18 protein-coding genes and 2 pseudogenes are annotated in these 23,537 nt (G+C 72.1%); 6 read left to right on the top strand and 14 right to left on the bottom strand.

Annotated elements, in window-relative coordinates; genetic code table 11:
* Nucleotides 1–26 precede the first annotated feature (26 nt).
* The 6 genes and pseudogenes from NQU54_RS29995 to speB form a co-directional block, all read right to left on the bottom strand.
* Nucleotides 27–947: pseudogene (locus tag NQU54_RS29995) on the bottom strand (extracellular catalytic domain type 1 short-chain-length polyhydroxyalkanoate depolymerase); the annotation flags it as partial.
* Between the two features lie 107 nt (nt 948–1,054).
* The gene (locus tag NQU54_RS29990; protein WP_257633781.1) at nt 1,055–1,837 is read right to left on the bottom strand and encodes an SGNH/GDSL hydrolase family protein; all 783 of its coding nucleotides are present in this window, start codon (nt 1,835–1,837) and stop codon (nt 1,055–1,057) included.
* Nucleotides 1,838–2,005: 168 nt separating this feature from the next.
* Nucleotides 2,006–2,521, bottom strand: a complete 516-nt coding sequence (locus NQU54_RS29985) for a GNAT family N-acetyltransferase (protein ID WP_257633780.1) — start codon at nt 2,519–2,521, stop codon at nt 2,006–2,008.
* Nucleotides 2,522–2,697: 176 nt separating this feature from the next.
* The gene (locus tag NQU54_RS29980; protein WP_257633779.1) at nt 2,698–4,146 is read right to left on the bottom strand and encodes a gamma-aminobutyraldehyde dehydrogenase; all 1,449 of its coding nucleotides are present in this window, start codon (nt 4,144–4,146) and stop codon (nt 2,698–2,700) included.
* Nucleotides 4,147–4,195: 49 nt separating this feature from the next.
* Nucleotides 4,196–4,426, bottom strand: a pseudogene (locus NQU54_RS29975) (cytosine permease); the annotation flags it as partial.
* Nucleotides 4,419–5,381: an agmatinase gene (gene speB, locus NQU54_RS29970; protein WP_174884425.1), complete on the bottom strand. Its 963-nt coding sequence runs from the start codon at nt 5,379–5,381 to the stop codon at nt 4,419–4,421. The gene speB and the pseudogene NQU54_RS29975, both read right to left, overlap by 8 nt.
* Before the next feature lie 111 nt (nt 5,382–5,492).
* Here speB and NQU54_RS29965 point away from each other — a divergent pair, with 111 nt between their 5' ends.
* Nucleotides 5,493–6,953 (top strand): PucR family transcriptional regulator, encoded by a 1,461-nt coding sequence (locus NQU54_RS29965; protein ID WP_257633778.1) that lies wholly within the window; start codon nt 5,493–5,495, stop codon nt 6,951–6,953.
* 128 nt (nt 6,954–7,081) lie between these two features.
* Here the strand turns inward: NQU54_RS29965 and NQU54_RS29960 are convergent, their stop codons facing one another.
* The 4 genes from NQU54_RS29960 to NQU54_RS29945 are packed head-to-tail and all read right to left on the bottom strand — an operon-like array spanning nt 7,082 to nt 10,984.
* The gene (locus tag NQU54_RS29960; protein WP_372506080.1) at nt 7,082–7,888 is read right to left on the bottom strand and encodes a class I SAM-dependent methyltransferase; all 807 of its coding nucleotides are present in this window, start codon (nt 7,886–7,888) and stop codon (nt 7,082–7,084) included.
* The gene (locus tag NQU54_RS29955) at nt 7,885–9,240 is read right to left on the bottom strand and encodes a helix-turn-helix domain-containing protein (protein ID WP_257633776.1); all 1,356 of its coding nucleotides are present in this window, start codon (nt 9,238–9,240) and stop codon (nt 7,885–7,887) included. The genes NQU54_RS29960 and NQU54_RS29955 overlap by 4 nt, the downstream gene beginning before the upstream one ends.
* Nucleotides 9,162–9,557, bottom strand: coding sequence for an HAD family hydrolase (locus tag NQU54_RS29950; protein ID WP_257633775.1), 396 nt, complete (start codon nt 9,555–9,557; stop codon nt 9,162–9,164). The genes NQU54_RS29955 and NQU54_RS29950 overlap by 79 nt, the downstream gene beginning before the upstream one ends.
* A 56-nt stretch (nt 9,558–9,613) precedes the next feature.
* Nucleotides 9,614–10,984: an MFS transporter gene (locus NQU54_RS29945; protein WP_257633774.1), complete on the bottom strand. Its 1,371-nt coding sequence runs from the start codon at nt 10,982–10,984 to the stop codon at nt 9,614–9,616.
* Nucleotides 10,985–11,388: 404 nt separating this feature from the next.
* Between NQU54_RS29945 and NQU54_RS29940 the strand changes: the two genes are divergently transcribed.
* Nucleotides 11,389–12,375 (top strand): D-2-hydroxyacid dehydrogenase, encoded by a 987-nt coding sequence (locus NQU54_RS29940; RefSeq protein WP_257633773.1) that lies wholly within the window; start codon nt 11,389–11,391, stop codon nt 12,373–12,375.
* A 108-nt stretch (nt 12,376–12,483) separates the two neighbouring features.
* Here the strand turns inward: NQU54_RS29940 and NQU54_RS29935 are convergent, their stop codons facing one another.
* Nucleotides 12,484–14,190, bottom strand: a complete 1,707-nt coding sequence (locus NQU54_RS29935; protein WP_257633772.1) for a CocE/NonD family hydrolase — start codon at nt 14,188–14,190, stop codon at nt 12,484–12,486.
* A gap of 94 nt (nt 14,191–14,284) precedes the next feature.
* On the opposite strand from NQU54_RS29935, the gene NQU54_RS29930 reads away from it, so the two are divergent.
* Entirely contained in the window at nt 14,285–15,007 is a 723-nt protein-coding gene (locus NQU54_RS29930; RefSeq protein WP_257633771.1) for a TetR/AcrR family transcriptional regulator C-terminal domain-containing protein, read from the top strand.
* On the opposite strand, the gene NQU54_RS29925 is transcribed toward NQU54_RS29930, so the two are convergent.
* Nucleotides 15,004–15,462 (bottom strand): RrF2 family transcriptional regulator, encoded by a 459-nt coding sequence (locus tag NQU54_RS29925; RefSeq protein ID WP_167500028.1) that lies wholly within the window; start codon nt 15,460–15,462, stop codon nt 15,004–15,006. The genes NQU54_RS29930 and NQU54_RS29925 overlap by 4 nt on opposite strands.
* 33 nt (nt 15,463–15,495) lie before the next feature.
* Nucleotides 15,496–16,722: an acyl-CoA dehydrogenase family protein gene (locus NQU54_RS29920; protein WP_306279188.1), complete on the bottom strand. Its 1,227-nt coding sequence runs from the start codon at nt 16,720–16,722 to the stop codon at nt 15,496–15,498.
* 125 nt (nt 16,723–16,847) lie between these two features.
* Between NQU54_RS29920 and NQU54_RS29915 the strand changes: the two genes are divergently transcribed.
* Nucleotides 16,848–19,838 (top strand): SpoIIE family protein phosphatase, encoded by a 2,991-nt coding sequence (locus tag NQU54_RS29915; protein ID WP_257633769.1) that lies wholly within the window; start codon nt 16,848–16,850, stop codon nt 19,836–19,838.
* Nucleotides 19,839–19,931: 93 nt separating this feature from the next.
* On the opposite strand, the gene NQU54_RS29910 is transcribed toward NQU54_RS29915, so the two are convergent.
* The gene (locus NQU54_RS29910) at nt 19,932–20,672 is read right to left on the bottom strand and encodes an SDR family NAD(P)-dependent oxidoreductase (protein WP_257633768.1); all 741 of its coding nucleotides are present in this window, start codon (nt 20,670–20,672) and stop codon (nt 19,932–19,934) included.
* A 173-nt stretch (nt 20,673–20,845) separates the two neighbouring features.
* On the opposite strand from NQU54_RS29910, the gene NQU54_RS29905 reads away from it, so the two are divergent.
* Complete coding sequence (locus NQU54_RS29905; RefSeq protein WP_257633767.1) at nt 20,846–21,691, top strand: SDR family NAD(P)-dependent oxidoreductase; 846 nt, start codon at nt 20,846–20,848, stop codon at nt 21,689–21,691.
* 96 nt (nt 21,692–21,787) lie between these two features.
* Nucleotides 21,788–23,521: an IlvD/Edd family dehydratase gene (locus tag NQU54_RS29900; RefSeq protein ID WP_257633766.1), complete on the top strand. Its 1,734-nt coding sequence runs from the start codon at nt 21,788–21,790 to the stop codon at nt 23,519–23,521.
* Nucleotides 23,522–23,537 lie beyond the last annotated feature (16 nt).

The raw sequence follows: 23,537 nt of genomic DNA, 5'->3' as shown, positions 1-23,537 counted from the left end.
CCCTGCCGGCTACTGACCTCCGTTCAGCCGGCGTCCAGGCCGAAGAAGGTGATGGCCCGTGCGGCCATTCCGGCGGTCGGGAGGGAGTGGCCCGCGCCCTGGATGCTGATCGCCTCGACGGGGGCCTGGTTGCCCGTGGCGCCATAGCGGGTGCGGGTCCAGGAGGACTGCGGACGGTCCGTGAAGGCGGGGGTCTGGCTCACCCCGAGCACATTGGTCCACTGCTTGATCTCCTCGCCGAAGTTCGGATAGCGCAGGGTGCCGTCGCTGGTGCCGTGCCACAGCTGCATCCTCGGCCGGGCGCCTTGGTATCCGGGGTGGGCCCCGCGAACGAGATCGCCCCACGCCTGCGGGGTCTTGGTGATGGTGCCGTTGGCGCAGGCGCTGTTCCAGCTGGATCCGTCGGTGGTGGCGAAGCAGCCGAAGGGCACGCCCGCGAACGCCGCGCCCGCCTTGAACACATCCGGGTAGTCGCCCAGCAGGACGTTGGTCATCATGGCGCCCGACGAGGCGCCGGTGACGTACACCCGGTCGGGGTCGGCGTTGTGGCGTTGCTGGGCGCAGCGGACCATCGAGACGATGCCCACCGGGTCGCTGCCGCCGTCGTGCCGCAGCGCCTGCGGGGAGGAGACGTCGAAGCAGGCGCCGCTTCTGGTGGCCGAGGGGTAGATGACGATGAAGCCGTACCGGTCGGCCAGGGAGGCGAACTCCGTACCGGAGTGGAACGCGGGGCCCGAGCCGGTGCAGTAGTGCACCGCCACGAGAACGGCGGGCCGTGCCGCGACGTTGTTCGGCACGTACTCGTACATACGGAGGTTGCTCGGGTTGTTTCCGAAGCCCGTCACCTCGGTGAGCGATGCGGCCGCCGCGGGGGTCGGTGCGAGCAGGAACAGTGAGGCGAGCAGCGGCAGTACGCCGCCGAGTAAGCCGCGTAACGCCGTGGCCATCGACCTCGGTGTGTTTCGGCGTCGGCCGGGCGTGGATGTGGTTCCCACAGGCGCGGGGGTGCGGTTCATGGGCTGTCCTTCCTGGGGCTGTGACGGTGAACGGCGGCTCATGCCGCCCGTGCGGCCGACCCGTTGCCATGCGCCGTGGACCCGGCGGTGCCGGACGAGGGCGTGGCGGACGAAGGAGTGCCGATGCTGCCCGGCACCGACAGCAGCCCCCGCCACCAGACGTCGGCCATCTTGTCGTAACCACCGGCGTTCGGGTGCACTCCGTCGGCCAGGTCCGCGGGGGTCAACGCGCTGTACATGTCAACCAGATGGACACGCTTGCCCGCGTTGGCCTTGCTCCGCACGATGCCCGGGATCGCCGCGTTGTAGGCCCGCACGGTCGAGTCCATGAAGCCCAGCGGGGTGATGGTGGCGACGAAGAGCTCCGCGTTCGGCGCCTGGGCGGTGATGTGGTCGACCAGCGTGGAAAGCCTGGCCGGGGCCCCGGCGGGGTCGCTGCCGTAGATGTCGTTGGTCCCGATGTGCAACAGGATGGTGTGCGGGTTCTGGGTGCGCAGCCAGTTGACGACGTTGTCGTCGATCTGCTGGATCGTCCAGCCCGAGTGCCCCTCGTGGTCGTGATCGCCGAGCCCCGCCGGGCCGTTGAAGAGCGAGCCGACGAAGTCGACCTTGTAACGGCCGGCCGTGAGCTTCTGCCACAGGCCGACGCGGTAACCGCCCGGAACGTTGAACCCGTCGGTGATCGAGTCGCCCAGCGGCATGACCTTCACCCCGCCGTTGGACTCGGCGTGGGCCGTACCGGCGCCGAGCGGGACGAGGACGGCGAGGAACGCGAGCAAGGGGATCAGGGCGGCGAGCGGATGTCTTCCGGTGCGTGCCATGGGCTTTCCTTTCGGCGGTCCACTAGGTATGGGAGCGCTCCCATACGGTGATAGGGCAGCCCTCGACCACCGTCAAGCCCTCTCGTGCTCCTCGGGTACGCCCGCGTATGGACATCAACGCTGGGAGCACACCGAGCACACCGCTACAACGAGCGGTGTGCTCCCAGCTCAGAACGGCTGAACGGCGAGGTGCCGGCGGAAGCACACCCGGTGCTGTCCGGGGCCGTCGTAATCGCCGTGCACCGGAAAGCCGTTGACCTCACGGTCGCCCTCTTCGAGCGTGAACCCCATGGCCCGGTGGAAGGCCACGGATCCGGTGTTCGTGGGCGAGGTGATGGAATGCACCTCCCGACGCCCCGCCTCGGCGGCGCGCTCGAAGAACGCCGTGTAGAGCCTGCGGCCCACCCCCTGCCCCCGCAGCTCGGGGGCCACCCCGACGAAGTGGATATACGCCTCGTGGTCGTTGTCCGCGGCGTGGAAGCCCACGAGGAACGCCTTGATCCCGTCGTCGTCCTCCAGCACCAGGCTGGTGCCGGAGAAGAACTGGAGAAACAGCCTGGGCAGCAGCAGGGACAGCTCACGGGCCTGGACGGGGGTGCGTGAATCGCCCCACCAGTGCCGCACCCTCTCGACGATGGTTCCGTGGTCGGAGACATGGGCCCGGCGCAGTGTCATCTCACTCATGCCGCCACAGACTAAGCGCTCCGCCGGAGGTGCCGCCCTGACACGCCGTCGATCGTCCGCGGCGCCGTCGTGGCCGATCGCCCACGCGGCGGAGCCGCATATCGACACAGCCCCGCGCCCCCTCAGGTCGCCCTCCGCGGCAGCCGGTCGGCGGGCGGCCGGGAGGGCGACCGATCTCAGAGGGCCGTCATGATGTGCTTGATACGGGTGTAGTCCTCGAAGCCGCACGCGGAGAGGTCCTTGCCGTAGCCGGACTTCTTGTAGCCACCGTGCGGCATCTCGGCGGCGAGGATCATATGGGTGTTGATCCATACGCAGCCGAAGTCCAGGGCCCTGGACATCCGCATCGCGCGGGCGTGGTCCTTGGTCCACACCGACGAGGCGAGGGCGTACTCCACACCGTTGGCGTAGGAGATCGCCTGCGCCTCGTCCGAGAACGGCTGCACGGTGATGACCGGGCCGAACACCTCGTTCTGGATGATCTCGTCGTCCTGCTCGAGCCCGGAGACCACGGTGGGCGCGTAGAAGAAGCCCCTCTCGCCCACCCGGTGGCCGCCACTCTCGACCGTGGCGTGTGCCGGGAGCCGGTCGATGAAGCCCGAGACCTGGGCCAGCTGATCGGCGTTGTTCAACGGCCCGTACAACACGTCCTCGTCATCGATGCCACCGCCCGTCTTCGTCCCGGCGGCAGCCTTGGCAAACGCGCTCACGAACGCGTCATGGACCGACTCGTGGACCAGCACCCGGGTGGCGGCCGTACAGTCCTGGCCCGCGTTGAAGAATCCGGCGAGGGAGATGCCCGCCACGGCCTCCGCGACATCGGCGTCCTCGAAGACCACCGCCGGGGCCTTGCCGCCCAGTTCCAGATGGACCCGCTTGATGTCCTTCGAGGCCGACGCGGCGACCTGCATGCCCGCGCGCACCGAGCCGGTGATGGCCGCCATCGCCGGGGTGGGGTGCTCGACCATCAGCCGACCGGTCTCGCGGTCGCCGCACACCACGTTGAAGATGCCGGCCGGAAGGCCCATCTCCGCGAGGATGTCGCCGATGATGCCCGCGAGCAGCACGGTGGAGGCGGGGGTGGTGTCCGACGGCTTGAGGACGACGGTGTTGCCCGCGGCGAGGGCGGGGGCGAACTTCCACACGCCCATCATCAGCGGGTAGTTCCACGGCGCCACCTGCGCGCACACCCCGATCGGCTCCCGCCGGACGATCGAGGTCATGCCCTCCATGTACTCGCCCGCCGACCGGCCCTCCAGCAGGCGTGCGGCACCGGCGAAGAACCGGATCTGGTCGACGATCGGGGCGATCTCCTCGGTGAGGGTGAGGGCGCGCGGCTTTCCGGTGTTACGGCACTCAGCATCGGCGATCTCCTCCGCGCGGGCCTCGACCGCGTCCGCGATCCTCAGCAGCAGCTTCTGCCGGGTGGACGGGGTGGCGTCGCGCCAAGTGGGGAAGGCGGCCGCGGCGGCGGCCATCGCGGCGTCGACGTCGGCGGCGCCCGACAGGGGCGAGGAGGCGTACACCTCGCCCGTGACGGGGTCGGTGACCTCGAGGCGGCGGCCGTCGGCCGCGTCGGTGTACTCGCCGTCGATGTGGTTGCGCAGTACGAGAAGCTCGCTCATCGTTCCGTCTCCGTGGTGGTGCCGGGCGCTGCCGAGAGATGTTCGTGCACGGGGCGAGGATCAGGGAGCCTCCCACCACACCGAGCAGGGTGGCCGCCAGGCCCTGCCAGAAGGAGAGCCCGAAGAGGATCGGAAAGGCGCCGAGCACACAGGTGGCGAAGGTGTTGGCGCCGCCGAACGCGACGCGGAACAGGTCGAAGGGGGTGGCGCTGCGGTCCGCGTCGGGGATGCGCTCGACACCGTAGCTCTCGACCTCGGTCAGTGCCGGGGATTCACTCATCCGTCTTCTCTCGCTTCTTCTGAAGGGCCAGCAGGCTGATCAGGTCGTAGGCGACGTGGGAGGCCGCGACCGAGGTGATCTCGGCGTGGTCGTAGGCGGGCGCCACTTCCACCACGTCCGCGCCGACCAGCCGGCATCCGGCCAGTCCGCGCAGGATCTCCAGAAGCTCGCGCGAGGTGAGACCGCCCGCCTCCGGGGTGCCGGTGCCGGGGGCGTGGGCCGGGTCGAGGCAGTCGATGTCGATGGAGATGTACAGCGGCCGGTCGCCGATGCGCTGGCGCAGCTGGTCGGCCACCTCGTCGGCGCCGCGCCGGTAGACATCGGCCGAGGTGACGATGCCGAAGCCCAGCTTCTCATCCTCGGTGAGGTCCTCCTTGCCGTACAGCGGGCCGCGGGTGCCGACGTGCGAGAGGGCGGAGGTGTCGACGATGCCCTCCTCCACGGCCCGGCGGAACGGGGTGCCGTGGGTGTGCTCGGCGCCGAAGTAGGTGTCCCAGGTGTCCAGGTGTGCGTCGAAGTGGAGCACCGCCACGGGGCCGTGCCGCCGTGCGGCGGCGCGCAGCAGCGGGAGCGCGATGGTGTGGTCGCCGCCGATGGTGACCAGGCGGGCGCCGTCGGCTTGCAGATGGCCCGCGGCGTCCTGGATGGTCTCGATGGCCTCGCCGATGTCGAAGGGGTTGACGGCGATGTCACCGGCGTCGGCCACCTGCTGGGTGGCGAACGGCGACACGTCCAGGCCCGGGTTGTACGGGCGGAGCAGCCGGCTGGCCTCGCGGACCGCGGCGGGCCCGAAGCGGGCGCCGGGGCGGTAGGAGACACCGCCGTCGAACGGGACGCCCACCACGGCCACGTCCGCCCCCGCCACCTCGTCGAGGCGGGGCAGCCTGGCGAAGGTGGCCGGGCCGGCGAAGCGCGGGACCCGGGAGGAGTCGACGGGTCCTCGGGGTTCGGTCATGGTGATGGCAGTCCCTTCTTGATGTGCGCCGGAGGTGTCCGGTCGGGCGAGTCTGCACAGCGGAGGAAGCGCGCGACAATCGTTGCTGAGACAAAGAGTTAGGCTCAATTTGTGGTGAACAACAAAGAGCAGGGTGTGACGGTCGGCGATCTGCTGTCGTATCCGGCGCTCCAGCTACGGCTGATCGCGGGCGGCGCCGGGCTGCACCGCTCCGTGTCCTGGGCCCATGTGAGCGAGTTGGACGACCCCACACCCTGGCTGCTCGGCTCGGAAATGATCATGACGACGGGGATAGCGATGCCCCGTTCGGCGGCCGGGCAGCGCGGCTATCTGGAGCGGCTGGACGACGCCGGGGTGGCCGCCCTCGCCGTCTCCGCCCAGTTGCGGATGCCGCCGCTGCGCCGGGCGTTCTTCGACGCCGCGGAGGAGCGCGGCATGCCGGTCCTGGAGATCCCGCTGGCCGTGCCGTTCATGGCGGTGGCGCAGGAGGTGGCCGCCGCGGTGCAGGAGGACGCCCGCCACCGGCTGGGCGCCCAGCTTCAGGTGTTCGGCGCGCTGCGCTGGCTGACCTCGGAGAACCTGGACACCGCGACGCTGTTCAGCCGCCTGGAGAAGCTCTCCGGATACGACATCTACCTGTGCACCCCCCAGGGCCGGACACTGCTGCCCGGTGTGCCCGCGCCCGACGCGTCGGTGATCCCCGGCTCGGCTGACGCCCCGCCGACCATCCCCGGTGGCTTCGCCCTCCCGGTCCCCTCCCCCGGTGGCCCGGCGGGTTTCCTCATCGCCTTCGAACGGGAGGGCGCACGCCCGGCGGGGCTCGCCGTGGTGCAGCACATCGCCACGGTGGCCGCCCTCCAGCTCGCCATGGTGCGCACCGAACGGGAGACGCTGCGCCGCGAGGGCGCGGAAATCCTCGCCGAACTGCTCCAGGGCGCGCTCGAACCCGCCGTGGCACGGCGCCATCTGCTGCGCCACTCCATCGAGGGCGAGACCGTGCTGGCGGTGGTCAGGGGCGCCACCGAGGACGCCGTGCTGCGGGCGCTGGAGGATCAGCCGTGTCTGCTGCTCAAGCGCGGCGAGGACCGCTATCTGCTCGGCTCGCCCGATCTGGCGGAGGCGATCGAGTCGCTGCCGGGCGTGGCCGCCGGGATGAGCCGCCCGTTCAGCCCCGGCACCCCGCTGCGGATCTCCCAGCGCGAGGCGCTGTGGGCGGCCTCCCACGCCGTCGCGTCCGGCCGCGCCCTCGTGCGGTACGGCGACGATGTCACCGGCCGCTGGCTGCCCGACGACCCGGCCGCGCTCACCGACCTGGTGGAGCATGTGCTGGGCGAGGCGCTGCGCTACGACACGGGCCACGGCTCACGGCTGCTGACGTCGGTGCGCATCTGGATGGAGCGGGACCGCCGTACGGACGAGGCGGCCGCGGCGCTCCATGTGCACCCCAATACGCTCGCCTACCGGCTGCGCCGCTTCAGCGAGCTGACCGGCCGCGATCTGTCCTCCACCGCCGCGTTCGCCGAGGTCTGGCTGGCGATCCGGGCCGCGGGGCAGCTCGGTCTGCTCGACTGAGCAACGTCTCGACCGAGCAACGTCGTCGGCCCCGGTGTCATCGGCCCCGGGATCCGCTGGGCACCGTCATCGGCCCCGGCTTCCGGCCGAGTGTCATCGTCGGCCACGGGATCCGTGGCCCTCACCGCTCAGCGGGGCCGCCGTCCCCAGCAGGTGATGAGCGGCGCTGTGGTGACGTCCATGCCCTCACCGCGCAGATGGTCCAGATGGCGCTCGACCTCCTCCTCGGTGGCCGCTCCGCCCGCCACCAGTCGCCCGCGCAGCTGACGTACGGTGGCCGCCTCCAGCTCCCGGCAGGCCGGGGAGGTCAGCGGGAAGCAGCCCTCGGCGCGGACGTCGTGGAGTCCGGCGCCGCGCAGCAGGGCGGGCAGGGTGCGGCCGAAGGCGAGGTCCACACCGCGCTCGGCGAGCAGCGCGCGGAAACCGCGGCGGATCCGGTTGGCCAGCTCCTCGGCCGGACCGCGCTCATCGGGGCAGGCCAGGGGCTGGAGTGCCGGGTCGGCGTCCTCCACCACCAGCCATCCGCCCGGCCGCACCGCCTCGGCCATCCGCCGCAGCGCCTCGCCCCGGTCGGGCAAATGCACCAGCACCAGCCGGGCGTGGACCAGGTCGAAGCCACCGCCGGGTGGCTCATCGCGGGCCACGTCATGGCGCCGCACCTCGATCGGGCCCGCGGCCGGGCCGGACAACCGCGTCAGCCAGGAGGTGTCGATGTCGGTCACCAGCACCTGTCCGGTGGGCCCGGTCCGCTCGGCGAGGGCGGTGGGTATCGAGGGCCCGCCCGCTCCCACCTCCCAGCAGCGCCATCCGGTGGCCGGGCCGAGCCGGTCGAGGTGGTCCAGGGTCCAGGGGTCGAAGAGCTCGGCCAGCGCGTCGAAGCGCCGCCCGGCCTCGCGTTGCCGGTTGTCCAGCAGATAGCCGCTCTCGGATGTCATGCGCCCCATCCTTCCGCGCCGGCCGCCGTCAGCGTGTCCAGGGCGGTGACGGCGACATGGAGCTGGGTGCGCTGCGCACCGGACTCCAGATCGCGGCCGAGGAGCCGTTCGATGGTGTGCAGCCGCTGGTAGAACGCCTGGCGGGACAGGCCGATCTGTTTGGCGGCGATGGACTTGTTGTCCGCTGCGAGGTAGTGGCGCAGCGTGGTCAGCAGATCGCCGGCGTGCCGCTCGTCGTACTCGATCAGCCTGCCCAGATGGTGCTCGACGTACTTCTGCACACGGATGTCGTCGCGGAGCGCGTACAGCAGCTCGGGAAGGCCGATGTCGGAGGGTACGTGGAACGGCCGGTGCGGGGTGCCCGGGCCGATGGCGTCCACGACCTCCTCGGCCTCCCGGAACGCCCGTGCCACCTGGTCGATCTCCGTCACCCCCGGGCCGACCGCCACCACCGCCGCCGTGCCCAGAGTTTCCTCGGTGAGCCGGCTGACCCGCTCCACCACCGGCTGCCAGGCGCTGGCCCGGGCCAGTGCGAGCAGCACCCCGGTGCGGTCCGGGGAGAGCCGCCCCACCAGGGCCCGGATGCCGGAGTCGCGCAGGGTGTCGGCGAGCCGGTCGTCCAGGCCCGTCTCGTCGGCCGTGGCACCGTGGTGGCCGATGGCGAGGGCGATGAGGCGGTGGCCGACGACGGGTATGCCGAGGGCCTCGACGCGGATGCGGGCCTCGGTGCGTCCGCGGTAGCTCCAGCGCAGCAGTTCCCGCAGCGCGCAGGTGTGGGCCTGGCGGTCCCACTGGGCGTGGCCGGTCAGCCGGGCCAGGGTGAGGGCGGTGGCGGCGCGTTCCAGGATCATGGTGTGTTCCGGGTCGGCCGCGGTGGCGGCCGCGTCCGGCACCGCCACCAGCCGCCCCCAGCGCCGCCCGTTGTGCTCGACGGGCGCCACCAGCCAGTCCTCCGGCCCGCTGACCGCCGTGGTGTCGGGGGTCGGCGTGGCGCGGGAGCGGCGCGCCCACGCCTCCAGGACCTGGCCGGCCGTGCCGCCCGCCGTACGGGAGACCACCGCGTGGTGCAGCAGGTTCTCCAGGACCACCGGGCGGCCCATCAGATCGGCGGCGGTGCGCACCAGCTCGTCCGGGTCCGCGTTGCGCAGCGTCAGCGCGGTGAAGATCTCATGCACCTGCTGGGAGCGGCGCAGCAGCTCGCCCTGCGCGTCGAGGATCAGTGCGTGCACGGTCTGGGTCACCTCGATGAAGCGGATGCCCCGGGACAGCACGATCAGCGGGAGGTCCCGTGCGCGGCAGGCGGCCACCAGCTCCGGTGGCACCTGCTGGTAGCGGCGGCCGAGCTCCACCACGAGCCCCGCGGCGCCGATGTCGGCCAGCTGGTCGGCGTAGCCGCGCTGACGGCCTCGATCAGCGCCTCGCCGTCCTCGTCCCGGTACTCCAGGCCGTGCAGTGTCATGACATTGCGCAGGGTGCGGCGGAGGATCTCCCGGTAGGGCAGATACTCGTCCAGGACGCCCTGGAAGCGCATCACATACGCGTCGTGGTGGAACCGATCGGGGTCCACGCCGATCTCGGCGAGCCGGTCCTCGACGATCTCATGGGTGGCGGTACGGGTGTCGAAGTTGATGAGGGTGCGGTAGCAGTCGAAGGAGACCAGCTTGCGCATGGGCGAGTCCTTTCCGGTGGCGGCGCCGTGAAGCATTGTGACGGGGCGTCAGGTTGTCAGGGGCGGCGGCTGCTGGCTTCGGCCAGGCCGAGGTCCTTGGTCTCGGGGGCGAGGAGGACGGAGACCACCAGGCCGATGAGGGTGATCACCACCCCGATGGCGAGGGTGCCGAGGACCCCGAGGTCGGCGGTGGCCATCGGGAGCAGGAAGGTGCTGGAGGCGGAGCCCACCCGGCTCATGGCGGTGGCGACGCCGACACCGGTGGCCCGCAGATCGGTGGGGAACAACTCGCTGGGGTAGACGAACTGAAGTCCGCTGCCCGCGGCCTCGAAGAACTGGAAGGCGGCGAAGAGGGCCACCACCAGGGCAGCGTAGTGCAGTGGCAGCACGGTGAGCGCGATCAGGGAGACATTGACGCACAGGAAGCTGCCGATGAGCAGCGGACGCCTGCCGATGCGGTTGACCACGGCCAGCCCGATGCCGGTTCCGGCGACCGCGATGGTGGTGATCAGCGCGCTGGCGCCGAAGGTGCCGGTCACCCCGAAGGACTCCAGCATCTGCGGCTGGAAGGAGCGCACCGCGAAGGCCGGTGCCACCTGACAGATCCAGAACAGCGAGCAGAACAGCGCGGGCATCCCATAGCCGCGGCGGAACATCTCGGCGAGATTGCCCAGACCCGAGCCGCCGCGCCGGTCCTGGCGGACCTCGGCGAGCAGTTCCCCGGCGCTGACCTCCTGGCCGAGGTGACGGCGTACGACCTGTCTGGCCTCGTCCACCCGTCCCCGTGACGCCAGCCAGCGCGGCGATTCCGGAACACCCGCCCGCAGAAGGAGGAAGAGCACGGCGGGGACCGCGCCGGAGGCGAGCATCCAGCGCCAGGAGTCGTCACCGGTGCCCAGCAGCAGCCAGCCGGCCCAGTAGCTGACCCCGTAGCCGACCCACCAGGCCAGGACCAGCCCGGACAGGGCGGGGCCGCGCATCCGGCGCGGCACCAGCTCGGTGGTGAGGGCCGAGGCGATCGGGTAGTCGGCGCCGATCGCGACACCGATGAACAGCCGCAGCACCACCAGTTGCCACGCCTCGGTGACGAAGAACTGAAGCGCGGAGCCGATCACGAACGCGACCAGGTTGAGCACATACATCAGATGGCGGCCCACCCGGTCGGTGATCGGGCCGAACACCGCGCCGCCGAGGAAGACACCGATGAGGACGGACGCCGCGACGAGCCCGGTCCACAGCGTGTCCAGGTCCAGGGCCGGGGTGATCAGGCTGAGCGCGACGCCCATGATGCCGAGCAGATAGCCGTCGCAGAACGGACCGCCCATGGCGACGGCGACCATCCTGCGGTGGAAGGCGGTGACGGGGGCGTTGTCCAGGGTCTCGGCGGAGTTCCGGAGGGGCTCTCGGGAGGTTCTGGGAAGGGACATGCTTGCATCTCCTGGGGACGAGGAGGGGCGCTGCGGCGCGGGCCGATGCCATGCCGGGGCGGTGGCGGGCATCGTGTGTCAAGCATTCGGTGGGCACGCACGGCGGGGTACGCGGCGGGACGGACGCGTACGGCGGGTACGCGGCGGGGCGGGGTGTGCCCCGGGGACGGGGATGGGCTCCGGAGCGACCGGTGGCGCGTTCCGGCTGGCCATCACCCTGGTTCAGCCGTCGGCCACCGTCAACGTCCACCGTGTTCCGTCCCTCGTCATCGGGTGGACACTCTGTCCGTTGCCCATCGGCGTGGCGGCGGCCACGCTTGAGGCGTCCGCACGTACCCGGCACGCCCGTGGGAGGCCCGCCATGACCGATGCCACCGCCGCGGCCGCCGCCGTGGGAGCCGGACGTGGCTGACCGGCTCGTCGTCCTGTACCGGGACCATCTGCCGCCCGACCGGGCGCGGATCGAGTCCCTCGCCGAGACGGTGTACGCCACCGAGGAGGAGCTGCCGCTCTTCCTCCCCGGCGCGGACACACTGCTCGCGTGGTGGCCGCTGTCCTCCGCGGTGGCCTCCGCCTGGCCGGACGACCCGGCGAAGGCCCCGCGCTGGGTGCATGTGGCGGCGGCGGGGGTGGACCCGTTTCTGTTCCCCGCGCTGACCGGCAACCCCGAGGTGGTGCTCACCAACTCGCGGGGCGTCTACGACCGGCCCATCGCCGAGTACGTCCTGGGGCTGATCCTCTCCCTCGCCAAGGACTTCCCCGGCACCTGGGAGCATCAGCGCCGCCGCGAGTGGCGCCCCTCGGACAGCGAACGCATCGGCGACCGCACGGTCCTGGTCTGGGGCACCGGCTCCATCGGGCGTGCCGTCGCCCGTCTGCTGCGCGCGGTCGGCATGCGGGTCGGCGGCGCCGGCCGCCCACCACGGGCCGCCGACCCGGACTTCGGCGTGGTGCACGGCCCGGCGACCCTGCGCGCGGCGCTGGGCGAGGCGGACTATGTGGTTCTCGCCGCCCCGCTCACCCCCGCCACCCGTGGCATGGTCGACGCGCCCGTACTGGCGGCGATGAAACGGGGCGCGCGGCTGGTCAACGTCGGGCGTGGCCCGCTGGTCGATGAGCAGGCCCTCGTGGACGCCCTGGCCCAGGGCAGGCTGGCCGGGGCGGCGCTGGATGTCTTCGCCCATGAGCCGCTGCCCGTGGAGTCGCCCCTGTGGGAGATGCCGGGCGTCATCGTCTCCCCGCACACCGCGGGCGAGGTGACGGACTGGCGCGGAGACCTCGGCGAGCTGTTCCTCGACAATCTGATCCGCCGCGGTGAGGGCCGTCCGTTGCGCAATGTGGTCGACAAGGCCCTCGGCTATGTGGTGGACGAACCGGCGCCGCCACGGTAGGAAGCCCGCGGCGGCGCGGGGCTCCTGTCGCGGCCGGGTGTCCGCCCGGTGCCGGGCGGGCCGGTGCGCCGGCTGCCGGCGCGCCCCCTGCACGCGCCGGTCGCCGGTTCACCGCTCGGCGCGGACCCGGGGGAGCTCCAGCGCCGAGGTCCCGTGCACGGTGATGCGCACGGGCGTGAGGGTGGTCGCGTCGAGCGTGGGCTCGCCGCTTCCGGTGTTGCGTGCGAAACGGGGGTGGGCGCCCCCGCTGATCTGGAGGCGGACCCGGTGGCCGGGGGCGAAGCGGTGGGCGGTGGAGCTCATCGGCACGGTGACCTCCAGGGGATGCTCCGGCCCGGTCGGCAATCTCATCAGCCCGTCGCACACATTGATCGAACGGCCCTCTTCGTCGACATCACACAGGCGGGCGAAGACATCGGCGTATCCGGTGTCCGTGGAGATCCGCAGCCGCGCGGCGACCGGGCCGAGGACGTCCACCGGCTCGTCCAGCGGCTCGCTGGTGAACGTCAGCACATCGGGGCGCGCCTCGAGTTCGCCGTTGTCACGCCTCCCGGCGGTGCCGGAGACCAGCGGCCCGCCGATGGACGGGGTGGGGTCGGCCGGGTCGTAGCGGAAGGAGGCGAGGGCGTCACGGGAGGATGCCGGGGAGCCGGACACCTCGGGTGGCCGCCGGGCGAGCCTCCCGTCCGGCGCGAGGTGCCACTGGCCGGTGGCCGTGGGCGGCGGCCAGTCGTCGAGGTCCCGCCACTCCCCCTGACCGCCGATGTGCGCCCGCACCCGGGCCGGGCGCAGCCCCGAGGGGTCGTCGCACAGATGCGCGCGCAGCCAGGCGAGGCTTTCGGCGAACACCTCCGGCCAGCCCTCCTGGAGCGCGGAGGTGTGCGTCCACGGGCCGATGAGCAGGGAGGTGTCACAGCCGGACCGGCGCAGCCTGGCGTACTGCTCGACGGTCTGGTCCACCAGGGCGTCCTGCCAGCCGCTGATCAGACAGGTGGGAGTGCGCAGCCCGTCGGCGGCGCCACCCGTGGACGCGCCCTTCCAGAACGGGTCGCCGGCGTCCGGATGGGACATCGCTCCGTCCAGCCAGGGCACATCGCCCCCGAGGCCGCGCACATACGATCCGCGCAGCGGCAGCGCCCGCGTCATTCGCTTCAGATGGCGCCGCAGGCGCAACGTGGCCCGTACGAAGGTGCCGAGCCCCCGGTGCTGGGAGGTCATACCGGAGCCGACGAGCAGGGCGTTCTCCAGTTGGAGCGCGCCACCGCGGTGGAACAGGGCGTGCGGGTCGTGCAGCCCGACCTGCACCACCATCGCCCGCAGCTCCGGCGGCGGGTCCAGGGCGAGCGCCCACTGCACATAGCCGAGATAGCTGGGGCCGAGGGTGCCCAGCGCGCCGTTGAACCAGGGCTGGTCCCGCAGCCAGTCCACGGTGGCCCGGCCGTCGGCCGCCTCATTGCGCCACAGGTGGAACTCGCCGCCCGAGCCGCCGGTGCCTCGGCAGCTCTGGAGGACGACATGGAAGCCCTGCTCGGCGAAGAGCACACCGTACATGGGCGACCAGGGCACTCCCCTGCCGTAGGGCGAGCGCACCAGCAGGGTGGGGAAGTCGCCCTCCGCGCGGGGGAAGTAGTGGTCCGTGCGGAGGGGGCTGCCGTCGGCGGCCGGCACGTCGAGGTCCGGCTCCCATCCGGCCTCGTATCGCCTGGCCGGAAGGCCACGCCAGAGCGCCCTCAGCAGCCGCGCCGACAACGGCGGTTTGCCGGAGGGCGGCACCCAGGTGGCCCCGGACACCCCATCGCGCGTGGGTGACGTCATCGTGTACCCCCCCTAATCTCGTACCGCGTACGAGAATAGTGGATGCTTGGATGGTTTCCGCAAGTAGCCATGGCGGGGAAGGAGCGATCAGGTCGTGGTCAGCGGTGATGGGCCGGGCGCCGGGGGCGTCGACCCCCAGCAGCTGTGGCTGAGTTCCCCTCGCCCCCGCAAGGGGCGCAAACCCGCCTTCAGCCGCGCGGCGATCACCGCCGCGGCCGTCGCCCTCGCGGACGCCGAGGGAATCGACGCGGTCACCATGAGACGGGTGGCCTCGCAGGTCGGAGCCGGTGTGATGTCGCTGTACAGCTACGCTCCCGACAAGGAGACGCTGCTGCACCTGATGGTCGACCACGTCAGCGGCGAACTGTCACCGCCGGCCCCGCCGACCGGCGACTGGCGCGCCGATCTGAAGGCCATCGCCCATGCCCAGCGCGCCCTGATGCTCCGCCACCCCTGGCTGCCCACCGCGCTGTTCAACCGCCGCTGGTCCCTGGGGCCCAACACCCTGGCCTTCGTGGAGCACGCGCTGGCCGCCCTGCGGCCCACCGCGCTGGACGGCGCCGCGAAGCTGGAGGTGTTCAGCCTGATCACCGGTTTCGTCGCCAGGCTCGTCGCCGACGAGATCGCCCAGGCCGCGCTCGCCGGCTCGCCCGAGCGGGCCGCCGCCGAGGCCCGCTACCTCGCCGCGGTGGCCGCCGACGGACACCATCCGGAGCTCGCCGAGGCGCTCGCCGCCCCCGTGCGCCCGCTCACCCCCGACGCCACGTTCGCCCGGTTGCTCGACCGCATGGTCGACGGTCTGGACACCGGCCCCTAGGGGTTGGTCCACGCCTCCGGGTCCTCGGCGAGGCCGAGGACGTCGCCGGGCAGCTTGGCCGCGGCCACCTCCGCGAGGGTCACCTCGCCGAGGATCTTGCGCACATTGGCCCGTACCGCGATCCACAGCGGCAGCAGCGACTCCGCCGGTCCGCGGTACGACAGCTCGGGCGGGCGCACTCCGCGCACCGACACCAGGGGGCCGTCGACCACCCGGATCACCTCGGCGATGCTGATCGTGTCCGCCGGGCGGGCCAGCCGGTAACCGCCCTTGCCGCCGCGCTGGCTGGCCACCAGTCCGCCCCGGCGCAGATCGCCCAGGATCCCTTCGAGGAACTTGTGCGGTATGCCCTGCGCGCCGGCGATCACCTCGGCCTTGACCGAGGTGTCCTCCCCCGCCGCGGCCAGTTCCAACGCCGCCCGCACCGCATAGTCCGCCTTCGCCGAGATCCGCATGCGCCGATTATCCGCCACCGGCCCGCCGGGCCCTCAGAAGGGCAGGGTGAACGGGGGGTGCTCGCCGTTGAGGAAGTAGTCCCCGACCTCGTGGAGCCGGTGGGCGACGGGGTCGTAGAGCGTATGGGTGCGCGCGTTGCGCCAGAAGCGGTCGAAGCCGTAGGCGGAGGAGGCGGAGCGCGCGCCGACGACGTCCAGGGCGCGCGCGGTGGCGTCGTGGGCCGCGCGGGCGGCGGCGGCCTCGGCCGCGGCGGCGAGCACGGTGATCTCGGCGCATTCGTCGTAGGTCAGGGCCTCACCCCGCGCCAGCCCGCCGTCCAGGGCCTCCAGCGCCTGATCGGCGAGGGCGGCGGCGGAGAAAGTGGCGACGGTGAGCTCTCCGTAGGTGGTCAGCGCGTACGGATCGCGCGGGGAGGTGTGCGGCCAGGGGGCGTGCACCGCCCTGGTGTACTCGCGGGCCTCGGCGAGCACTCCCTGCGCGATCCCGAGACATATCTGCGCCGAGACCAGACGTCCGGTCGGCGCGGACAGACCGCTGAAGGGCGAGAGGGTGTCCTCGTCCCAGGAGAGCGGGCCGAGCACCGCGCCGTCCTCGACCGGCACCCCGTCGAACTCCACACTTCCGCCGGCCGCCAGCCGCTGCCCGAAGGTGTCCCCGTCGTCGCCGCCGCACACCACACCGGGATGGGCGGTGTCGATGAGTACGGCCAGCGGTTCGCCGGTGTCGGCGTGGGTGGCCCGGACGGCCAGCCGGTCGGCGACCAGGACACCGGTGGCGTACCCCTGGCGCCCGTTCACCACCGGGCCGTCCCTGCCGGGGGTGAACGTCAGCCGTGGCTCGCGGGCGGCCAGACCGCCGCCCCAGCACCACTGACCCGCCGCCGACTCCTTCTCCAGCCGGGCGGCGAGCTCGGCACCGCCGAAGAAGCGGGCGCTGAAGGACAGCAGATAGTGACAGCCGAGCACCTCGCCGATCGCGCCATCGGCCGCGGCGATCTTCCGCACCACGGCGCAGGCCGTGGACCAGCCCGCTCCCCCGCCCCCGTGCTCGACGGGGATCAGCAGGGTCAGGAGGCCCGCCTCGCGGAGCCGGGCGATCTCGCCGTACGGCGTCTTGCCCGCCTGGTCGCGGGTGACCGCGTCCGTGGCGAGGTCATCCGCCGCCTCGGCGGCGATCTGAAGCCACCACGCTCGGCCGGGTGCTTCGGCCGCCGCATTCACCACCGTCACGCCCGCTCCCCTCCATCCGCCGGATCCCATCATTCCCTATTTTTCCAGTAGGGAAAATAGGGAACTTGACGGCGGACGTCCAGCGAGTGATGTTGGGCATATGCCAGTGCTACGTTTGTTCGAGAATGCCCTATTCCATGAGGTGAGGTTCCGGGATGGTGGAGCGGCTCGGCACAGACATGGCGGAGCGTTCCCACTCATGGGGTGATGAACGGCTCTCCCTGCTCTCGGCGGTCGGCACCGCGCTCACCGACCGTGAGGTGATGCGGCACGCCCTGGACCAGGCGGTCTCCGAACTCGGTGGGCTCGCGGGGCTGGTGCACTGGTCCTGCGGCCCGGCCGGCAGCCGTACGCTGCGCCTGGTCCTCGCCAGCGGGCTGCCGCTGCCCGCCCTCAAAGGGTGGGAGGAGATCCGCGAGGACGAGGCCCCGAACGCCCCCGCCCGAGCCGTGCGCGACGCCCGCTTCGTATGGCTTCCGGCCGCCCCCGACGCGTCCCCCGGCCCCGGGGAGACCGGCCGTACCTCCTCGGGGACGCTGCCGCCGGGGACCACGGTGGCGGCCGTTCCGCTGTCCGGGCCGGGCGGTCCGGTGGGCGCGCTGTCCGTCCTCACCGGCCCACGGGAGCCGACTCCGGAGCAGACCGGCTTCCTCGAGGCGGTGGGACGCTGGGCGGAGCGCCGCCTCTCGCGCTCGACGGCGATCGGCGGCTGCGACGAACACCCGTGGTGGCAGCAGCGGCCGGGCGGCTCGGTGGTCCAGCAGTCCCTGGAGGCGGTCAAGGCCGGCTCCTGGGAGTGGGGCATCCGCAGTGGTGAGATGCGCTGGGACCGGGCGGGCCTGGCGCTTCTGGGCATTCCCGGCAGCTATGAGCGGCGGATCGAGAGCTGGATCAACCTGATCCACCCCGAGGACATGCCGCGGGTGATGGCCGCCACCGAGAAGTCGCTCCGCGAGCGGAGCTGCTACGAGGCCGAGTACCGGGTCCGCCGCCCCGACGGCACCACCGGCTGGGTGCAGAGCCGCGCCCATCTCGAACTCGACGAGGGCGGCGAGCCCGTCCGCATGATCGGGAAGATCTGGGACACCACCGAGAGCCGGATGGCCCGGGAATCGGTGGGGCAGGCGCTGCGGTACATGAGCGACGCGTTCTTCGCGGTGAACCGGGACTGGCGGATCACCTTCCTCAATGTCGAGGCCGAGCGGCTGATCGGCGCGGCCGGAGAGGTGCTCGGCCGACCGCTCTGGGAGGGCCCCGCGGGCACGGTCCCCGAGCTGGAGGACCGCTGCCGGCGCGCCGCCACCGACGGCAGGCCGACCGGGTTCGACATCCGGTGGCCCACCGATGACCGCTGGTATCACATCCGGCTGGTCTCGGTGCCCGATGGGCTGACCGCCTATCTCACCGATGTCACCGAACGGCGCACCCAGGCCGCGCGGCGCGCGGCGGCCGAGCGTATCGGCGCCGAACAGGCCGCCAGGATAAGCGAGTTGAGCAACGCTCTCGCCGACGCGGTGACCACCAAGGACGTCGTCCGGGTCGTCGCCGCGCATGTGCTGCCGCCGTTCGGCGCCTCGGGTCTGCTGATCCTGTGGCTGGAGGGCGGCCGGCTGAACGTGGTGGGCTCGGTCGGCTATTCCCGCGCCTTCATCAGCATGGTCGACGGGGTCCCGGCGTTCGGGGGCTACCGTCTGCTCAACGAAGTGCTCGGCTCGCGCCGTCCGTGCTTCATCTCCTCGACCGAGGAGTACCAGCAGCTGTTCCCCGATCTGGCCGGCAATCCCGCCATCGCCCGGAAGAACGCCTGGGCCGTGCTCCCCCTGATCGCCTCGGGCAACGCCATCGGCACCTGCACCGTCTCCTTCGACGAGCCCCACGACCTGTCCGCCGATGAGCGCACCCTGCTCACCGCCCTCAGCGGAATGGTCGCCCAGGCGCTGGCCCGGGCCCGTCTCTACGACACCGAGCACGCCCGCGCCCAGGCGCTCCAGCGCGGTCTGCTGCCCCGGGCGCTGCCCTCCCTGGCCGCCCTCACCCCCGCGGTGCGCTATCTGCCCGCCAGCAGCGGTACGGACATCGGCGGCGACTGGTACGACGTCATTCCCCTGTCCGCGGAGCGGGTGGCCCTCGTCATCGGCGATGTGATGGGCCACGGTCTGGCCGAGGCCGCCACCATGGGGCGGCTGCGCACCGCCGTGCACACGCTCGCCAACCTCGAACTGCCCCCCGAGGAGGTTCTGGCCCATCTGAACGAGGTCGTCTGCGATCTGGGCGACGACTCCTTCGCCACCTGTCTGTACGCGCAGTACGACCCCGTCACGGGGCTCTGCTCGCTCGCCCGCGCCGGTCATCCGCCGCCGCTGATCGTGGACCCCGAAGGTGGCGTGGAGTGCCTGGACCCGACGCCCGATCCGCCGCTGGGCGCCGCCGAGCCCCCGTTCTCCACCGTGGATCTCCGGCTGCCCGACGGCAGTCTGCTGGTGCTGTACACCGACGGTCTGGTGGAGTCCGCGGCGCGCGACATCGACACCGGCATCGCCGAGTGCACCCAGGTGCTCACCAGCGACTACGGCCGGCTTCTCACCTGCCCTCCGCGGCGTTCGCGCATCGGCGTCCGGGGAACGGGCGGCCGGCAGGCGGTGGACCACGACCGGCTCGACCGGCTCTGTGACCTCCTGGTCGGGGCCATGCTGCCCGCCCAGCGGCTGACCGCCGACGACACCGCCCTGCTGATCGCCCGGCTCCACGGGCTGGAGTCCGGGAACATCGCCGGGTGGCCGCTGCCGGAGGGCCCGGTGGCCGCCGGACTCGCCCGTACCCGGGTCCGTGAACAGCTCCGGGCATGGGGGCTCGACGAGCTGGTCGCGACCACGGAACTGCTGGCCAGCGAGCTCGTCGCCAATGTCGTCCGGCACGCCAGGGGGCCGACCCGGCTCCGGCTGATCCGCGGCAGATCGCTGATCTGCGAGGTCTCGGACGCCGGCGCCGCCGCTCCACGGATCCGCCGGGCCACCGAGCTGGACGAGGGAGGCCGGGGGCTCCAGCTGGTCTCCGCGCTCTCACAGCGCTGGGGGACCCGCTACACCGACGAGGGCAAGTGCGTCTGGACGGAGCAGCCCATCGCATGGGCCGGCACCCCGCGCTGACGGTCGTACACACCCACCGGCGGCGGCCAGGGCACCCGGCCGGGCTCGCGGTGGCCGTCGCATCCGCCGCCCGCGCGCCCGGCCGGGCGTGTGTCAGCCGAAGGCGGGCTCGCCGCCCCGGGCCTCCAGGACCGCACCGGTGATGTAACTCGCCCGCGGGGAGACGAGGAAGACAACGGCCTCGGCGATCTCATCGGGCTCCGCGGGCCGGTCGAAGACCGTGGCCCGCGCCACGGTCCGGAGCGCCTCCTCCCCCATCTCGGCGGTGCCCGGGGTACGGACCGGGCCCGAGCGGACGGCGTTGACCCGGACTCCCCGGCCGCCGAACTCATCGGCCCACACCCGGGTCAGCAGCTCCAGCGCGGCCTTCGAGGCGCCGTAGGCCCCTGCGTTGCGGGCGGGGGCACCCGCGGCGATGGTGCTGAGGTTGACGATGACCCCGTGGCCACGGGCGGCCATGCCCGGTGCGAGCCGCCCGACCAGCAGAAGCGGTGCGCGCGCGTTGATGGCCATATGGACGTCGAACATCTCCGGCGAGGTCCCGGCGGTGTCCGCGAACCGGTAGACACCGGCGTTGTTGACCAGGATGTCCACCTCCCCCGCCTCGGCGGCCAGCCGCCGCACATCGTCGGCCTCGGCCAGATCCGCGGCCACGAACCTGGCCCTGACCCCCGCCGCCGACACCTCCTCGGCCACGCTCGCACCCCGTCGCGCGTCCCGGCCGTGGACGACGACCTCGGCTCCCCGCGCCGCCAGGCGCAGCGCCACGGCGCGGCCGATCCCCGCCGTGGCACCCGTGACCAGGGCAGTGGCACCGGACAGTTCACCACTCATGCGGACACTCCTCACGTAGGCCGGACGCCGGACCACTCCGCGCGTACCGGATGATTACCGCACCCGCCCACGCCCGGCCGAACGGCTCGCCGCCCCTGGGGCTGAACGGGCGCGCCGGGCCGATGAGATGACACGCGCTTCCGCGGGGCGCCGGTCTTTGCTGTACTGCGGGGGTGCGCGATACATCGTCAACCAGCCATGTCGCCCTGGTGACGGGGGCGAATCAGGGGATCGGCGCCGCGACGGCACGAGCGCTGGCGGCCCGCGGGGTCGCCGTGCTCTGCGCCTATCTGCGCCCATCCGGTTCCCGCGAAGGCTCCGGCGAAGGGGACACCCCGGATCCCTCCCACACCGCGGACCCCTACCACGCCGCGCGGTCCGTCGACGGCGAAGAGGTGGCGGCGGAGATCCGCCGGGCCGGAGGGCGGGCCGAGGCATTCGAGGCGGACCTCGCCGACCCCGCGGTTCCCGGGCGCCTCTTCGACCTCGCCGAGGACCGCCTGGGCCCGGTCGACATCCTGGTCAACAACGCCTCGGGGTGGATCCAGGACACCTTCACCCCCGATCCGGCCGACCGCTTCGACCGGCCGCTGCGCCCCGTCACCGCGGAGACCTGGTCCCGGCAGTTCTCGGTGGACGCGATGGCGCCGGCGCTGCTGATCGGCGAACTGGCCCGCCGCCACCGGGCACGCGGCGCCGGCTGGGGGCGGATCGTGGGCCTGACATCGGGAGGAGAACTCGGTTTCCCCGGAGAGGTGTCCTACGGTGCGGCGAAGGCCGCGCAGACCGACTACACCCTCTCGGCCGCCGCAGAGCTCGCCGGCCTCGGTATCACGGCCAATGTGGTGCGGCCGCCCGTGACCGACACCGGGTGGGTCACGGACGAGGTCCGGCGGTTCGTCGCCTCGAGCCCCACCCATTTCCATGTCGCCGATCCAGCCGAGGTGGCGAAGACCATCGTCTTCCTCGCCTCGGACGATGCCGCGCTCATCACCGGAAACGTCATCACCCTTCGCTGAGGAGGCGCTTACCGACACGGCTCGTCGCGCAGAAGGCTCCTCGCACCGCCGGACACCTCGTAGACGCCATCACCGTTCGCCAGAGGGAGTGCAGAAGTGACTGACACGGGAACACACGGCCGTCGGCGCAGCTCGGCCTGGTTCGGCGCGGAGGGCCGCTCCGGCATGGTCTACCGGTCCTGGATGCGCAACCAGGGCTATTCCGGGGAGGTGTTCGACGGCCGTCCGGTGATCGGCATCGCCACGACCTGGTCGGAGCTGGCGCCCTGCAACAGTCATCTGCAACGGGTGGCGGAGTCGGTCAAGCGCGGGGTCTGGCAGGCCGGTGGCTTTCCGCTGGAGTTCCCCGCGATGGCGCTGGGCGAGACGCTGATGCGGCCCACCGCGATGCTGTACCGCAATCTGCTGGCCATGGAGGCCGAGGAGCTGATGCGGGCCAATCCGCTGGACGGTGTGGTGCTGCTGTCCGGCTGTGACAAGACCACCCCCGGTCTGCTGATGGCCGCCTCGAGCGTCGATCTGCCGGCCGTCATGGTCACCGGCGGCCCGATGCTCAACGGCAAGTACCGGGGCGCGGACGTGGGCTCCGGCACTCAGGTGTGGCGGTTCGAGGCCGAGCTGGCGGCCGGGCGGATGACGCAGGAGGAGTGCTTCTTCGCCGAGGGCTGTATGGCCCGGTCCAACGGGCACTGCATGACCATGGGCACCGCGTCCACCATGGCGTCGATGGCCGAGGCGCTCGGTATGCAGCTGCCGTATTCGGCGAGCTGGCCGGCGGTGGACTCGCGGCGGTACGAGACGGCGCAGCGCGCCGGGCAGCGGATCGTGGCCATGGTGGAGGAGGATCTGCGGCCGTCGCAGATCATGACCCGGGAGGCGTTCGAGAACGCGATCCGGGTCAACGCGGCCATCGGCGGTTCGACCAACGCGGTGATCCATCTGCTGGCCATCGCGGGGCGGCTGGGGGTGCCGCTGAGCCTCGACGACTTCGACGCGCTGGCCCGGGAGGTGCCCACACTGGTCGATCTCCAGCCCTCCGGACGGTTCCTGATGGAGGACTTCTGCTACGCCGGTGGGCTGCCGGTGGTGATGCGCGAGCTGGGGGCGCTGCTGCACACGGACGCGGCCACGGTGAGCGGGCACACGGTGGCGGAGAACGTCGCCGACGCCGAGTGCTGGAACCGTGAGGTGATCCGGACGCTGGACGAGCCGTTCCAGGAAGCGGGCACCGGCACCGCCGTGCTGCGCGGCAATCTCGCGCCGAACGGCGCGGTGATCAAACAGTCCGCCGCCTCGCGCCATCTGCTCCGGCACCGCGGCCGGGCCCTGGTGTTCGACACACCGGAGGACTACATCGCCGTACACGCCGACGAGGACCTGCCGGTGGACGAGAACACCGTGCTGGTGATACGGGGCAGCGGCCCTCGTGGCTACCCGGGCATGCCCGAGGTCTCCAATGTGGTGCTGCCGCCCAAGTTGCTGCGCAAGGGCGTCGAGGACATGGTGCGCATATGTGACGGCCGGATGTCCGGCACCGGCTTCGGCACCGTGGTCCTCCATGTGGCCCCCGAGTCCGCCGTCGGCGGCCCGCTGGCGCTGGTGCGCGACGGCGACTGGATCACCCTGGACGTCCCGGCGCGCACGCTGGCCCTGGAGGTGGGCGAGGAGGAGCTGACGCGCCGAAGGGCCGCGTGGGAGCCCCCGCCACCGGTCGCCGACCGGGGCTGGAGCAGGCTCTACACCGACCATGTGCTTCAGGCGGACCAGGGCCTGGACCTGGACTTCCTGGTCGGCTCCAGCGGACATCCGGTGCCCCGCGAATCACACTGAGTCCCTCGCGGGGCGC

This window comes from Streptomyces malaysiensis subsp. samsunensis (assembly GCF_024519315.1).
GTDB classification, from domain to species: domain Bacteria; phylum Actinomycetota; class Actinomycetes; order Streptomycetales; family Streptomycetaceae; genus Streptomyces; species Streptomyces malaysiensis.
Note: the sequence above shows the minus strand (reverse complement) of the source record. Positions and strands in the feature narration are given on the sequence as shown.

Excerpts from the sequence above, each read along its gene's own strand:
- NQU54_RS29990 (WP_257633781.1), bottom strand. The coding sequence starts at position 1,837 with ATGGCACGCACCGGAAGACATCCGCTCGCCGCCCTGATCCCCTTGCTC.
- NQU54_RS29985 (WP_257633780.1), bottom strand. The coding sequence starts at position 2,521 with ATGAGTGAGATGACACTGCGCCGGGCCCATGTCTCCGACCACGGAACC.
- NQU54_RS29980 (WP_257633779.1), bottom strand. The coding sequence starts at position 4,146 with ATGAGCGAGCTTCTCGTACTGCGCAACCACATCGACGGCGAGTACACC.
- speB (WP_174884425.1), bottom strand. The coding sequence starts at position 5,381 with ATGACCGAACCCCGAGGACCCGTCGACTCCTCCCGGGTCCCGCGCTTC.
- NQU54_RS29960 (WP_372506080.1), bottom strand. The coding sequence starts at position 7,888 with ATGACATCCGAGAGCGGCTATCTGCTGGACAACCGGCAACGCGAGGCC.
- NQU54_RS29950 (WP_257633775.1), bottom strand. The coding sequence starts at position 9,557 with ATGCGCAAGCTGGTCTCCTTCGACTGCTACCGCACCCTCATCAACTTC.
- NQU54_RS29945 (WP_257633774.1), bottom strand. The coding sequence starts at position 10,984 with ATGTCCCTTCCCAGAACCTCCCGAGAGCCCCTCCGGAACTCCGCCGAG.
- NQU54_RS29935 (WP_257633772.1), bottom strand. The coding sequence starts at position 14,190 with ATGACGTCACCCACGCGCGATGGGGTGTCCGGGGCCACCTGGGTGCCG.
- NQU54_RS29925 (WP_167500028.1), bottom strand. The coding sequence starts at position 15,462 with ATGCGGATCTCGGCGAAGGCGGACTATGCGGTGCGGGCGGCGTTGGAA.
- NQU54_RS29920 (WP_306279188.1), bottom strand. The coding sequence starts at position 16,722 with ATGGGATCCGGCGGATGGAGGGGAGCGGGCGTGACGGTGGTGAATGCG.
- NQU54_RS29915 (WP_257633769.1), top strand. The coding sequence starts at position 16,848 with ATGGTGGAGCGGCTCGGCACAGACATGGCGGAGCGTTCCCACTCATGG.
- NQU54_RS29910 (WP_257633768.1), bottom strand. The coding sequence starts at position 20,672 with ATGAGTGGTGAACTGTCCGGTGCCACTGCCCTGGTCACGGGTGCCACG.